We start from the raw sequence: 13031 nt of genomic DNA on the forward strand, positions 1-13031 counted from the left end.
TAGAGCCGCAACCGGAGCCCAATCAACCGATAGGGCCAACGCCGAAGGAGCAGCTGGTAGAGCCGCAACCGGAGCCTAATCAGCAGGTAGAGCCAGTGCCGAAGGAACAAGAGCCAATAGAGTTGCAGCCCAAGGAATATCAACCGGATACACTGCGCATTTCCGAACAAGTATCATTGCCGGGAAGAACAATACAGATTCCGGAGACGTATGCTCCTGGTGCTGAACCTGTTCCGGTGGTTGATACGAATCTGCCAGCTGTTGACGTGCCCATCAATACGAAGGGGACGCAGGCTCAGCCAGATACGGTAGTTATCACTACTGGCGGAGACAAGCCTGTGGCTTCGTCGTTCCAGTCCAATCCGGATGGCTCGTTTGTCTTGACGGTGCAGGCAGATGCCGGACCGCTTGCGGGCGAAGATGTCCGTGTGGCTGGCTATATGGAACACAGTGGTCAGAGTGAGACGCCGGGCGCTATTCCCGTGCTGTATACGGATGGTGAGTCGAAAAAACTCGATGGCATTTACACCATCAATTATGCCTCGGATAAGCTGACCATTATGCCGTCAGCCCAGAAGGTCACGATTCCGGAACCTACGGAGATACGCCGGGAGTCAACCAGCAAGTATGACTTCATGTACCAAAGCCGTGAGGGCAGTTATGATGTCAGCTATGGCAATGGCATCGTGGCAATCTATCCGCAGGATGAGGATTCGCGAAAAGTACTGACCGATGACAGCAAAAAGGCTGGCCGCACCGTTCTGTCTGCCGGCATCTTGTCGGCTGTGCAGAATCTTGGTGTCATGCCAGATCAGATCCGGGCAGTATATATGTTTACAAAAATCGTCTAAGGAAAAAACGACGCCACATTCGGGTAGTACCGAATGTGGCGCCGTTTTTTATTGTCAAAAGGCGCTGACCAGTCAAGTTGACTTGTCAGCGCCTGTAACTTCTTTTGGTGGAGATGAGGAGAATCGAACTCCTGTCCGAAAATACTGATCCATGGATTTCTCCGAGCGCAGTTTGTGGTTAGATTTAAGAAATCAGCCATCCACAAACAAACGGCATCATTCCGATCTCGATGAGAGTTCCCGTAAATGCCTCCGAGAATTGGCACTTAGGTATCCCGCTATTTGCCCCTTATCCATCCTCGCGGGAGAAGGACGGACAGGGGTTAGCCTTAAGCGGCTAAAGCGTAATCTTCGTTAGCTTTTATATTTAAATAAAAGTTTTCACCTTACTGACGGGTTGATGACCCCCCGGCTCGCTATCCACAGAGCATATATCCCCGTCGAGACCATTACATCCCCACGTAATATGTGCTCCTGAGAGCATTATTCTATTGTGCTATATATTATAGTTAGGTAGTATGTGTTTGTCAAGGAAAAAAGAAGCCGCTGCAGGGAATTTCTGGTAGACAAAAAGCGGGGAAAAGGCATATAATGAAGGGCGGGAATTTTTCAGGCAGATTCCCGTTGACTATGAAAGAAAGGCTGGTGAGGAAAATGGACGATCACCCTGGAACGGCAGACCCTAAACGATGCAAGTTCAATACCATTGGGGAAGGTGCGCCATTTTCCTGCCCGCTGCGATGAAGCTGGCTGGCGATGGTGCTGTTTCCTCATGAAGAAAGGAGACATTCAGCCATGCTTCAGATTTACAAATCGCTGGAGAGCGGCCCTTTGCAGGAGCTCACCTTGAAGACGTTGGAAAAGGGTGCCTGGATCAATATCGTCGATCCGACGCCTTATGAGCTGAAGGTGGTCAGCAATCTGACCGAAGTCGATCCGGACTTTCTGCGTTCCGCACTCGATGATGAGGAGCGTTCGCATACGGATATCGAGGACGACTCGGTCATGGTCCTGACCAACGTTGCAGTCTGCCGCGGGCAGGACAGTTATGATGCCCTGCCGCTGGCTATCATCGTCACGGAGGAGTACATCATCACCGTCTGCCTCGAGGAAACGCCAGTCATGGCCGAGTTCAACGAGCGCACGGCGAAACTGTTCCGTACTTATAAGAAGACGCGCTTCCTGTTCCAGATCCTGTATAAGTCCATGACGTTCTATCTGCGCTATCTGCGTCAGATCAGCAAGCTGTCCGATGATATTGAGAACCAGCTGCGCCATGATATGAAGAACAGCGAGATCCTGCTCTTGCTTGAGCTGCAGAAGGGCTTGACGTATTTTAATGCGGCTATCCGCTCGAATGGTGCCGTGCTCGACAAGCTGCTGCGCATGCGCAACAATCCGCAGCTCACGCCGATCCTCAAGGCATATGATGAGGACGAGGATCTGCTGGAGGATGTCATCATCGAGAACAAGCAGGCCAAGGAAATGGTGGAGATGTATAGCAAGATCTTGGCACGCATGGCCGATACGTTCACATCCATCATTGCGAATAATCAGAACCTCGTGATGAAGTTCTTAGCGGCAATGACAATCATCATCGCTATCCCGACTGTCGTTTCGAGCTTCTTTGGCATGAATGTGCCAGTGCCTTTTGCCGACGATGGCCATGGGTTCTTGTATGTCATGATCATTGCCTTTGGCATCAGCATCTCGGGTGCTTATGCTTTGTGGAAGAAAGATATGTTTTGAGAGGAAGCTGCCCTATGATGGTCGAGTCGAAGCTGAAAGCCGGTGTGATATTCGGAGACACGGTGAATCAGGAATATGTGTATATGCCCGGCAGTGAGGTTGGCATGGCACAGCCTATCTGTGTCTATGAGTCTGAGGGCAGCCGCGCGGATGTCGATATGCAGGAGGCTCTGCGGCTGGTCCGTGTGCGCAGCCTGCGCCCGGCCAAGCATCCCTTGCTGGGAGATAGTTCCTGCTGAGGATAGGACAATAAAAAAGAAGTTTTTGGCTGACAGAGTATTTCTGTCAGTTTTTTTGTGTGCGCGGAGCAGGAATCTTTTCAGCAAAGTAGAATTAAGCAGGTAAGACGGAATATTCGAACGATAGGGACTAGGGAGGGAGAGTATATGTTTTTCATGAAGTCTGTGCGCGGCAAACTGACCGCCTTGTTCGCAGCGGTCAGTGTGGTAGCGACACTTGCTGTAGGTGGTTATTTCATCTATACGACCATTGCGGATAACGATAAGCTGGTGGCTGAATACCGGCAGGAATTGGCCGAGCATTATGACCGGGAACTGCGGCTCCAGACGGAGGGCGTAGTCTCGTCGCTCAATGGCATCTATGCGCGGCAGCAATCGGGGGAACTGACCGAGGAGCAGGCCAAGAGCCTGGCTCTCGATGTCATCCGCTCCGTGCGTTATGATGAGGGAAAGGGCTATTTCTTTGCCGATGAGAAGAATACAGGCATTTGTGTAGCCCATGCGGCATCCAAGGAATCTGAGGGACGCATGCGCCGGAATGACAAGGATCCCAATGGCGTTCCTTATATGGAAGATATGTTCAAGGTAGCCCAGAATGAGGGTGGCGGTTTTGTGGATTTCTCCTATCCGAAACCGGGAGAGAAAGAGTCCCTGCCCAAGCGCAACTATGTGCTGGAGTTCAAACCGTACCAGTGGATTGTAGGAACAGGTTCCTGGATTGACTATATCGATGCGGAAGCTGCCAAGTATACCAAGGAGATGCAGGAGAAGCTCTACCATAAGGTCCTCATCTCGTCGATCATCATCGTAGTGGTCTCCTTGATCATGGCGATGCTGGGTGTCAAGATTGCGCAGAGCTTCGGTGATCCCATCAGTTTCGTGACAGGGCGTCTGCAGAAATTCGCCCAGGGCGATTACCGGCAGGAGCCGGTCAAGCAGGAATATGTTGACCGCGAAGATGAGATTGGCCAGATGATCGATATCCTCAGAGTACTGGGCGGCAATATGCGCCAGCTGATGGGGGCAATCCGCGAATCGGCTGAACAGGTGGCCAGTGATGCTGCCCAGCTCAATGAGATGACCGCGCAGTCGGCGTCGGCCAGCCAGCAGGTAGCTGACTCGATCACGGATGTAGCCGGAGCTACCAACAAGCAGCTCATGGCAGTCGATGAGGCTTCGCAGTCGATGGAGACGCTCCTGGAGCGCATCGGCGGCATGGCACATAATGCGCGCCGGGCTGCAGTAGAGACGCAGCAGGCAACCGAAAAGGCACAGAACGGCAATCAGGTCGTCACCCGTACGGTCAGGGATATGGCCCGCTTGAGTGAAGTGGTCGGCGAGTCGGCCAAGGTGGTCAACAGCCTTGGCGAGCGGTCGGATACGATCGGGCGTATCACCGATACGATTTCGGGCATTGCTGAGCAGACGAACCTGCTGGCGCTCAACGCTGCTATCGAGGCAGCCCGCGCCGGTGATGCCGGCCGTGGCTTTGCGGTGGTAGCAGATGAGATCCGCAAGCTGGCCGCACAGTCGGAGGAGGCTGCCAGCCAGATCGCAAGCCTTATCGGGCAGATCCAGCAGGAGACGCAACGGGCTGTCACCAGCATGCATGAGGGCACGGACAACCTGGCTACTGCGAAGGAGAGTGTCGAGGAGACGGGCCGTGAGTTCAGTGGCATCGTGGAGCTGGTAGAGAAGATCGCCAACCGTTCCCAGCAGATTGCCAGTGCATCGAAGGAAGCTACGGATAGTGCTGAGGCTTGCCAGACTGCCATCCGGGATATCGAGGGAATGAGCCGCAGCGTGGTGGCCAATTCCGAGACGGTATCGGCGGCAACCGAGCAACAATCGGCTTCGGTCCAAGAGATGAATAATAACAGTTCCCAGCTGGCTAAGATGGCTGGCATGCTGCAGGATGAAGTGCAGAAATTCAAGGTATAAGGTATGCCTGCCCGAAGTGGTTGTTGCCAGGCGGCTTCGGGCAGGGATCTTTATCATATTGTGATGTGTTTTATATTCCAGGAGGTATGACTATGAGCAAATACGCAGGGACCCAGACTGAGAAGAACTTAGAGGCGGCCTTTGCCGGGGAAAGCCAGGCACGCAACAAGTACACGTATTATGCATCGCGCGCCAAGAAGGATGGCTTTGAGCAGATTGCGGCACTGTTCTTGAAGACAGCGGACAACGAAAAAGAACATGCGAAGATGTGGTTCAAAGAACTCCATGATGGGATGCCAGACACGGAGACGAATCTGAAGGATGCTGCTGATGGCGAGAACTATGAGTGGACGGATATGTATGCAGGTTTTGCCAAGACTGCCGAGGAAGAAGGCTTCAAGGAGCTGGCGGCGAAATTCCGCATGGTAGCTGAAATCGAGAAGCATCATGAGGAACGCTATCGTGCCCTGCTGAAGAACATCGAGATGCAGGAAGTCTTCCAGCGCAGTGAAGTCAAAGTCTGGGAGTGCCGCAACTGCGGCCATATCGTGGTCGGTACCAAGGCACCAGAGCTTTGCCCGGTATGTGCGCATCCGAAGAGCTATTTCGAGATTCACGCTGAGAACTATTGACCCCTTCGTAGTTCCGGCGACAACAAAAGGCTGGCAGTTGTTTACTGCCAGCCTTTTGCTTACTTGGTGAGTGTTATGGTCTCGATATGTTCGCCGTCTGTCGTGCAGCCTGTCAAGGTGAGCTCTTGGGCGGTGGCGTGCAAGCGCAGATAATGAGGCGGTGTTGGCTGATAGATAGCACTGCGGTCATAGGTCCTGTCGTCTGGCACCTGGTAGTAACGGTTGCCTGCGGGACCGCTCAGAACGTAGAAGGGGCCATCGTCCGCTGGCTGCAGGTCCTTTATATGGCCACGGCTGCGGTAGGTGTGCATGTGACCGGTCAGGACAAGGTCGATGCCGAGCTCGTCGAATACCGGCATGAATGCATGGCCGATGTCACTGATGCCGTCTTTTTGTTGGGTGCCGAGCTGGTATTCGTCGTAGGCCAGGATGTCCTTGTGCATGAGGACGACCTGCCAAGGCTGATGGCGCCTGTTGGTATCCTGCTTGAGCCAATGCAGCTGGCGTTCGAGCAGGCCGGGCAGCAGCTCGTGCAGTTCGAGTTCCTGCGTATTGAGGACGATGAAGTGTACGGGGCCATAGTCGAAGGTGTAAAAGCTGCCTTGGAACTTGGCGCTGTTGTTGGTTGGCAAAGCGAAAGAAGCAAGATAGCGGCGGGGCAGGCAGAATTTCCAGTCAAGCCCGTAGCATTCGTGGTTTCCCATGACGGGGACGAGTGGATGCTGCTCGGGGATGGTACCCATGGCAGCGAAGAATTTGTCCCAGTGCCAGTCGGATTGGCCGTTGTCGGTAAGGTCACCGACGATGGCAGCGAATTGGCTCTCGGGATGACGCTGCCAGGCTGTCTGGAATGTCTGCTGCCATATATCATAGCTGCCACTGCATTGCGAGTCGCAGAAGATCAGCGCAGAAACTTCGGTGCGGTTTGCTGGCTCTGTCTTGAACTGATGCCAGCGTGTGGCGCGCTCGCCTTGGATGATGCGGTATTCGTAGCTGGTACCCGGGGCCAGTTCTGTCAGTGTGACAGAACTGAAGAAAACAGCCAGCTTGTCTTCGAAGAGCGAGGTGGTAGAGGCGGCCACTTGCTTTGTGGCGCGTATCTGGCTGGCCGGCCGGTATTCGAGCGCGCAGCCGCTCAGGTTGGCGTTGGCCTGCCACATGATGGTGCGGGATGATGCCGCATCGGCTGTGATGATGTGCCGCAGGAATTTCAGCGGCACCGTACCATCGGCCGCTGCGGCAGCTTTTGGCAGCCAGGCTTCGAGTCCCAGCAGGATGGCAGCCTGCCCGCAGTATTTCAGGAATTTCCGGCGAGTGATGTCCATGATGTTCATCTCCTGTGTTCCTCGGCGGCCGCCTTGCGGGCGGCGCTGCGTTCATACCACCAGGCACCGGCGATCAGGATGATGGCAAAGAGGATGACAAGGATCATGCGTGTGGGATCTTCCTGATGGGTAAGCGCATCGTGTCCGATGATGGCCTCGATGCCGGTGGAAGGGAATTTGCCGACAAGCGAGGCGATGACATAGTCGCGGAAGCTCATGGCCGAAAGCGCACCGATGGCGTTGAGCATGACGGAAGGGAAATATGGTACCATGCGGGCGATGAGCATGACGACAAAGCCGCGTTTGCCGCTGTACTTGTCGAGGTTGGAAAGGGTTTTGTTCTTGCTGATGATCTTCTCGGCTGCGTCGCGGAAGAAGAAGCGCAGCAGGATGAAACTGATGGCAACGCCGACAGTCTCAGCGACGACTGACAGGACAATGCCCCAGAAGATGCCGAAGATCAGCGTATTGGCCGTCGAGAAAATGATGGCTGGCGGAAAGCCGAGCGCGTTGACGAAGAGCGTCAGCAGGAAGCTGAAGAGAACGGCCCAAGGCCCGAAGGAGGCGATGTAATCAGCGGTTTCCAAGATATCGCCACGAGCCAGCAAGCCAAACATATGCGGCAGGAATGCCGGATTTATCAAGTGGATGATGACAAAGAGCAGGATGATGGCCAGCGCGGCACCAGCTTTTACCATGCCCATAGACTTTCGAATTTGCAAGAAAAATTACCTCCTGTAGCCGTGAATCGACTCTATTATATCATTAAAAATGACTTGTCAGCTGAAAATAAACTGAGGAAACTGTCATTTTTGATTTGCCTGTGCTAAAATAGAATTGTTATACTATGGGAAAGGTGAAGGTTCATGACAGCAAGAACAGGCAGGCAGTATATTGGTGCAGAGGTACAGGCAGGACTGGCTATGGCCGGCTCAGCGTTGGCCGGTTTCATCGTTGTGCCGTCTCTGCTCTTCCAGCTGGGCATGGACTTTGCCGGTGCCTATACAGCCTATGCTGTGATGGCCATAGCAGCATCCCTGCTGATGGGGTGGCTGCGGCAGCCATTGATGCTGCTGCCCTCCATAGCGGTCAGTACGTATTTGGTCTATCTGGTGGGGATTTCGCAGGGCCTGAGCTGGCAGCAGCTCTTGGGGGCCTGCCTGGCAGCAGCCATCACCGGCCTGCTGCTTTGCCTCAGTCCGTTGCGGCGATGGTTTGCAGATGCCGTGCCGCAGGAGGTCCGGCGGCTTTTGCCTGCGGGGTTGGGGGTGATGCTCATCCTGGCAGGGCTGACACAGGGGCGCATCATTGTGCGCTCGGCTTGGTCAGTCACGATGCTGGGGAACTTCCAGGATCCGCTGGCTTATCTGGGCCTGACTGGCATCATGGTGACGATGGTCATGGTGGCACTGAAGCTGCGTGGGGCCCTGTTTTGGGGCATGGTTGTCACGGCGGCTGTGGCCTTGGCAGAAGGCTTCTGGGTTGTTCCCGCCGCGCCGTTCATGCAGCCAGCCGGCTGGGATCAGGCGGCTGGGCAGCTGACGCTGCTGCCAGGAAGTGAGGCTGCCTTAGGGCATATGCTGGCTGCGGGGGTGACGCTTCTCATCGTGCTGGCCAGTATGAACTGGCTGGCAATCGAGGCGCTGGTGCCGCCCGCAGATGGCCGCTGCCGCCTGCTACCCATGACTTTTGCTTTGAGCGCCGTGGGGGCGCTGGCTGGCTGCCTGCCACTGGTCGTCTCGCCGCTATCCGCAGCAGGGACTGTGGCGCGGGCCAGAAGGCTGGCAGCTTGGAGTGCGGCACTGTTGTTCCTGGCAGCGTTGTTCTGCGAGCCGCTTTTGGCAGCGATGGCAGATTTTCCTGTCATGGTTGTGCCGGTGCTCGTGGGGACAGGGCTGCTGCTTTTGCAGCAGACGGTACAAAGCTTGCAGCAGCGGCCGCTGGCGTGGGATTTCTCCGCACTGGGCGCAGCTGTCTGCCTGCTGCTTTTGATGCCGCTGGCCAATAATATCACAGCTGGCCTGGGGGCCGCATTCATCAGCTGGTGTGTGCTTCGGGGTTGTGAGAGGGGCTGGCGCGTCGTTCCGCTGGCCTCATGGGGACTGGCAGCGGTGTTTGCCGTGTATCTTGCTTATGCGGCTATCTGATGAAGAGATGTAAGATGAATGATTCGAATGATTTAAGGAGTGTACTTTTTCGTGGAATTTAATCGTTATCCGAGAGTTATTGCTGCGGGGACGCTGGTGGGGCTGCTGACGCTGGCACTGCCTGCGTCCGCCCAGGCGGCACGTCATGTGAGTGATGCTTCCCTGCCAGCAACCAGAGTGGCTACGGAGCGCACGGTGAACAGCGGCAGCAGCCAGGCAGTTGCCCGCAATGTCACGCAGGAGTTGTCGTTTCAGGAGCGCATCGATGCGATTCTAAAACAACATGAAGAAGAGGCAAAAAAAGAAGCAGCTATACCGCAGACGGTGTCTGCCTATGATGACTCAATCATAGGTACCGCGCTGGCCAGCCAGCAGCAGTGCGTGGACTATCTGCTGAGTGTCAATCCCAACCCGGATATCTCGGTCACGCCGCAGCAGCTCGTCTCGTATTATTACGAGGAAGGCGCCCGGGAAGGCATCCGTCCGGATGTCGCTTTTGCGCAGGCCCTCAAAGAGACAGGCTTTTTCCGCTATGGTGGCACGGTGACGTCGGATCAGAACAACTACTGTGGCCTGGGGACGACGAGCAGCCAGGTCAAGGGGGCATATTTCAACTCGGCGCAGATGGGCGTGCGTGCACAGATCCAGCATCTGCTGGCCTACGCTTCGACCCGGCTTCCGAACGAGCCGGTGGTCGACCCGCGCTACAATCTGGTGCGTTCCTCCTATGGTGAGCGCACCCTCAAGAGCTGGCCAGAGCTCAATGGCCGTTGGGCTGTGCCTGGCTATACCTATGGGCAGAGCATCATGAGCATCTTCCGTGCGATGCTGGCCCAGTAACGATCCTGTAATAGTTTATTCATTTATATAGAGAAGGGAATTTAAGACGAAATGATTACAACCAACAATGTGAGCCTTCAGTTTGGCAAGCGCGTCCTGTATAAGGATGTCAACCTCAAATTCACGCCGGGCAACTGCTATGGCATCATCGGCGCGAATGGTGCCGGCAAATCGACCTTTTTGAAGCTGCTGGCCGGTGATATCGAGCCGACCGGCGGTCATATCGAGATCACGCCGGGTGAGCGTCTGGCTGTGCTGAAACAGGATCACTATGCCTATGATGAGTATGAGGTACTGCGTACCGTAATCATGGGCCATAAGCGTCTGGTCGAAATCATGGACGAAAAGGATGCTCTGTATGCAAAGCCGGATTTCAGTGAGGAAGACGGCATGAAAGCTTCGGAGCTTGAGGCGGAGTTCGCTGAGCTCAACGGCTGGGATGCTGAGTCGGAGGCAGCCCGCCTGCTCAATGGCCTTGGCATTCCGGAGAATGAGCATTCGATGAAGATGTCTGAGCTCACGCCGACGGAGAAGGTACGCGTCCTGCTGGCACAGGCATTGTTCGGCAATCCGGACATCCTGCTGCTTGACGAGCCGACGAACCATCTCGATGTCGAGTCCATCAACTGGCTCGAAAACTTCCTGGCTGATTTCGAGAATACAGTCATCGTCGTATCTCATGACCGTCACTTCCTGAATCAGGTCTGCACCTATATCTGCGATGTTGACTTCGGTGAGATCAAGCTCTATGCCGGCAACTATGACTTCTGGTATCAGTCGAGCCAGCTGGCTCTGCAGCTGCAGAAAGAGCAGAACAAGAAGGCCGAGGAGAAAATCAAGGAATTGCAGGCCTTCATTGCCCGCTTTGCTGCGAACGCGGCTAAATCCAAGCAGGCTACGAGCCGTAAGAAATTGCTCGACAAGATCCAGGTGGAGGACATCAAGCCTTCGTCCCGCCGCTATCCGTACATTGCTTTCACGCCAGACCGCGAGGCCGGTGACCAGCTGCTGCAGGTCGACGGCATCTCCAAGACGGTTGATGGTGAGCAGGTGCTCAAGAATGTCAGCTTCACGCTCAAGAAGGGCGACAAGGTTGCTTTTGTCGGCCCGAATGGCATCGGCAAGACGATGCTGTTCAAGATCCTCATGGGCGAGGAAGAGCCGGATGAGGGTACGTTCAAGTGGGGCGTCACGACGTCGCAGGCGTACTTGCCATCGGATAACAGCGAGTACTTCGATGGGGTAGACCTCAGCCTGGTGGATTGGCTGCGCCAGTATTCCAAGGACCCGGATGAGACGTTCGTACGCGGCTTCCTGGGCCGTATGCTCTTCTCCGGTGAGGAAAGCCTCAAAAAGGCATCGGTACTCTCGGGTGGTGAGCGCGTGCGCTGCATGCTGTCGCGCATGATGCTGTCGGGTGCCAATGTATTGCTGCTCGATGAGCCGACCAACCATCTCGACCTTGAGTCGATCACAGCCCTCAATAATGGACTGATTGCCTTCAAGGGCACGGCGCTGTTCGTTTCCCATGACCATGAGTTCGTGCAGACCATTGCGAACCGTATCATCGATATCACGCCGGATGGTGTCGTAGATCGTGTCACGACGTATGATGACTTCCTTTCCAATGAGACGGTCAAGCAGCAGCTGGCTGAGAAGTACAAGAAATAAGCAGATTTCAGGTGAAGGGAGTCTGACGCCGTGCTGGGAGATTTCTTTCAAAACAAAATAGATGATGCTGGTGCCACGGCGCGACTGCGGGAAATGGTGGCAGTGCTGCGCAAGCGCGATGTTGTCCGGGGGGTGACGCCGGACAAGCTGCGCTTGATATTGGAAGATCTGGGGCCGACTTTTGTCAAGCTCGGACAGGTCATGAGCATGCGTCCGGATTTCCTGCCGCCAGAGTACTGTGATGAACTCATGAAGCTGCAGACTTCGGCTAAACCACTGCCGTTTGCTGTTATCCTTGAGGTCATCGAGCGCGAGTATAATCGCCGCTGGGACAAGGTGTTCTCGTATATCGACGAGGAGGCCTTGGGCTCGGCCAGTATCGCCCAGGTGCATCGGGCGGTGCTGACAACTGGCGAGAAGGTCGTCGTCAAGGTCCAGCGGCCAGGCATCTACGAAATCATGAGCAAGGATATCGTCCTGCTGAAACGGGCGGCAACGCTCCTCAAGGTGGTGAGCCGTTCGCAGGATGTGATCGACTTCAACATGGTCCTCGACGAGATGTGGACCATCGCCAAGCAGGAGATGGATTTTTTCATCGAGGCGGACCATATTGCTGAGTTTGAGCATCTGAACCGGGATGTGGACTATGTTTCCTGTCCGCAGGTATACCGGCAGCTTTCGACGCAGCATATCTTGGTGATGGAATCGGTCGAGGGCATCCAGATCGATGACTTCGAGCAGCTGCGGTCCCGTGGCTACGATGTGAACCAGCTTGGACGGCGCCTGGGCGAGAACTATGTCAAGCAGATCATCGAGGATGGTTTTTTCCATGCCGATCCGCATCCAGGCAATATCTGGATCCGCAATGGCCGGATCGTCTGGCTGGACCTCGGGATGGTCGGGCGCCTTTCGGGGCGTGACCGTACGGCAATCCGCAAGGCTGTCTATGCGCTGGCTACCCACGACGCCTTTGAGCTCAAAGCTGCTGTTTTGGCTTTGGGGCTCGTGCGCGGCAAGATCAACCATACGATGCTCTATCAGGATATCGATGCGATGCTGTCACAGTACAGCACACTTGATTTCAGTGAGTTGCAGATGGGGGTGCTGACGCGTCAGATCATGAATCTCATGCGCGTGCACCATATCGGCTGTCCGCAGGGGTTGTCGATGTTTGCGCGTGGTGTGCTGACGATTGAAGGCGTCATGCGGCTTTGCTGTCCTAAGGTAAGTTTTGTAGAGATCTTTGCCAAGAGTCTGGCGGTTGATTATAAAAAGAATTTCAATTGGCGTGACGAGGTAGAGAAAGCGAAACGTGAGGGCATGATGCTGCTGCGTAAATCCGCGCAGCTGCCGGAGCAGATCTCGGACATCCTGAAGATGACCATGAGTGGTCAGACAAAGGTGAATCTGGATGTGACCGGCTCAGAGGAACCGTTGCGCAAGCTGGATCAGATGATAAACAAGATTATCCTGGCAGTGCTGGTAGCGGCATTGCTGCTGGGCTCTAGTACGATATGTACGACACAGATGACGCCGAAGATCATGGAAATCCCCCTGTTGGGATTCGTAGGGTATTTGATTGCGTTCATATTGAGCATCCGGATTATCTGGGAAATACACAAAGGTCGCTGAAGAG

The 13031-nt window shown here is 54.9% G+C and carries 11 protein-coding genes and 1 other RNA gene; 9 read left to right on the top strand and 3 right to left on the bottom strand.

The genetic code is table 11. From position 1 onward, the window contains the following. Nucleotides 1–851: hypothetical protein (locus tag BM181_RS00405; RefSeq protein ID WP_218150068.1), on the top strand; the 851-nt coding region annotated here is incomplete at its 5' end. Between the two features lie 105 nt (nt 852–956). Here BM181_RS00405 and ssrA read toward each other — a convergent pair. Then, nucleotides 957–1310, bottom strand: a transfer-messenger RNA (tmRNA) gene (gene ssrA, locus BM181_RS00410). A 336-nt stretch (nt 1311–1646) separates the two neighbouring features. Here ssrA and BM181_RS00415 point away from each other — a divergent pair. The 4 genes from BM181_RS00415 (at nt 1647) to rbr (ending at nt 5412) form a co-directional block, all read left to right on the top strand. Then, nucleotides 1647–2600: a magnesium transporter CorA family protein gene (locus tag BM181_RS00415; RefSeq protein ID WP_075441416.1), complete on the top strand. Its 954-nt coding sequence runs from the start codon at nt 1647–1649 to the stop codon at nt 2598–2600. A 14-nt stretch (nt 2601–2614) separates the two neighbouring features. Next, nucleotides 2615–2839, top strand: coding sequence for a hypothetical protein (locus tag BM181_RS00420; RefSeq protein ID WP_075441418.1), 225 nt, complete (start codon nt 2615–2617; stop codon nt 2837–2839). Between the two features lie 147 nt (nt 2840–2986). Further along, nucleotides 2987–4780: a methyl-accepting chemotaxis protein gene (locus tag BM181_RS00425; RefSeq protein ID WP_075441420.1), complete on the top strand. Its 1794-nt coding sequence runs from the start codon at nt 2987–2989 to the stop codon at nt 4778–4780. Between the two features lie 92 nt (nt 4781–4872). Further along, the gene (gene rbr / locus BM181_RS00430) at nt 4873–5412 is read left to right on the top strand and encodes a rubrerythrin (protein ID WP_075441422.1); all 540 of its coding nucleotides are present in this window, start codon (nt 4873–4875) and stop codon (nt 5410–5412) included. Nucleotides 5413–5471: 59 nt separating this feature from the next. Here the strand turns inward: rbr and BM181_RS00435 are convergent, their stop codons facing one another. Together BM181_RS00435 and BM181_RS00440 are read right to left on the bottom strand one after the other, a co-directional pair. Next, entirely contained in the window at nt 5472–6737 is a 1266-nt protein-coding gene (locus tag BM181_RS00435) for a purple acid phosphatase family protein (RefSeq protein ID WP_177207132.1), read from the bottom strand. 5 nt (nt 6738–6742) lie between these two features. Then, entirely contained in the window at nt 6743–7435 is a 693-nt protein-coding gene (locus BM181_RS00440) for a TVP38/TMEM64 family protein (RefSeq protein WP_082336092.1), read from the bottom strand. A gap of 168 nt (nt 7436–7603) precedes the next feature. On the opposite strand from BM181_RS00440, the gene BM181_RS00445 reads away from it, so the two are divergent. The 4 genes from BM181_RS00445 to BM181_RS00460 all read left to right on the top strand — a co-directional run bounded on the left by BM181_RS00445 (nt 7604) and on the right by BM181_RS00460 (nt 13027). Beyond that, a complete protein-coding gene (locus BM181_RS00445; protein WP_075441426.1) occupies nt 7604–8884 on the top strand; it encodes an NCS2 family permease in 1281 nt (426 codons plus the stop codon). A 51-nt stretch (nt 8885–8935) separates the two neighbouring features. Next, a complete protein-coding gene (locus BM181_RS00450; RefSeq protein WP_082336081.1) occupies nt 8936–9724 on the top strand; it encodes a glucosaminidase domain-containing protein in 789 nt (262 codons plus the stop codon). A 51-nt stretch (nt 9725–9775) separates the two neighbouring features. After that, complete coding sequence (locus BM181_RS00455) at nt 9776–11395, top strand: ABC-F family ATP-binding cassette domain-containing protein (protein WP_075441428.1); 1620 nt, start codon at nt 9776–9778, stop codon at nt 11393–11395. Nucleotides 11396–11488: 93 nt separating this feature from the next. Beyond that, a complete protein-coding gene (locus BM181_RS00460) occupies nt 11489–13027 on the top strand; it encodes an ABC1 kinase family protein (RefSeq protein ID WP_082336093.1) in 1539 nt (512 codons plus the stop codon). The last annotated feature ends 4 nt before the right edge of the window (nt 13028–13031 follow it).

Source organism: Pseudoselenomonas ruminantium (assembly GCF_900113715.1).
Lineage (GTDB): Bacteria > Bacillota > Negativicutes > Selenomonadales > Selenomonadaceae > Selenomonas_A > Selenomonas_A caprae.

Excerpts from the sequence above, each read along its gene's own strand:
- BM181_RS00445 (WP_075441426.1), top strand. The coding sequence starts at position 7,604 with ATGACAGCAAGAACAGGCAGGCAGTATATTGGTGCAGAGGTACAGGCA.
- rbr (WP_075441422.1), top strand. The coding sequence starts at position 4,873 with ATGAGCAAATACGCAGGGACCCAGACTGAGAAGAACTTAGAGGCGGCC.
- BM181_RS00440 (WP_082336092.1), bottom strand. The coding sequence starts at position 7,435 with ATGGTAAAAGCTGGTGCCGCGCTGGCCATCATCCTGCTCTTTGTCATC.
- BM181_RS00460 (WP_082336093.1), top strand. The coding sequence starts at position 11,489 with ATGGTGGCAGTGCTGCGCAAGCGCGATGTTGTCCGGGGGGTGACGCCG.
- BM181_RS00425 (WP_075441420.1), top strand. The coding sequence starts at position 2,987 with ATGTTTTTCATGAAGTCTGTGCGCGGCAAACTGACCGCCTTGTTCGCA.
- BM181_RS00455 (WP_075441428.1), top strand. The coding sequence starts at position 9,776 with ATGATTACAACCAACAATGTGAGCCTTCAGTTTGGCAAGCGCGTCCTG.
- BM181_RS00415 (WP_075441416.1), top strand. The coding sequence starts at position 1,647 with ATGCTTCAGATTTACAAATCGCTGGAGAGCGGCCCTTTGCAGGAGCTC.
- BM181_RS00420 (WP_075441418.1), top strand. The coding sequence starts at position 2,615 with ATGATGGTCGAGTCGAAGCTGAAAGCCGGTGTGATATTCGGAGACACG.
- BM181_RS00435 (WP_177207132.1), bottom strand. The coding sequence starts at position 6,737 with ATGGACATCACTCGCCGGAAATTCCTGAAATACTGCGGGCAGGCTGCC.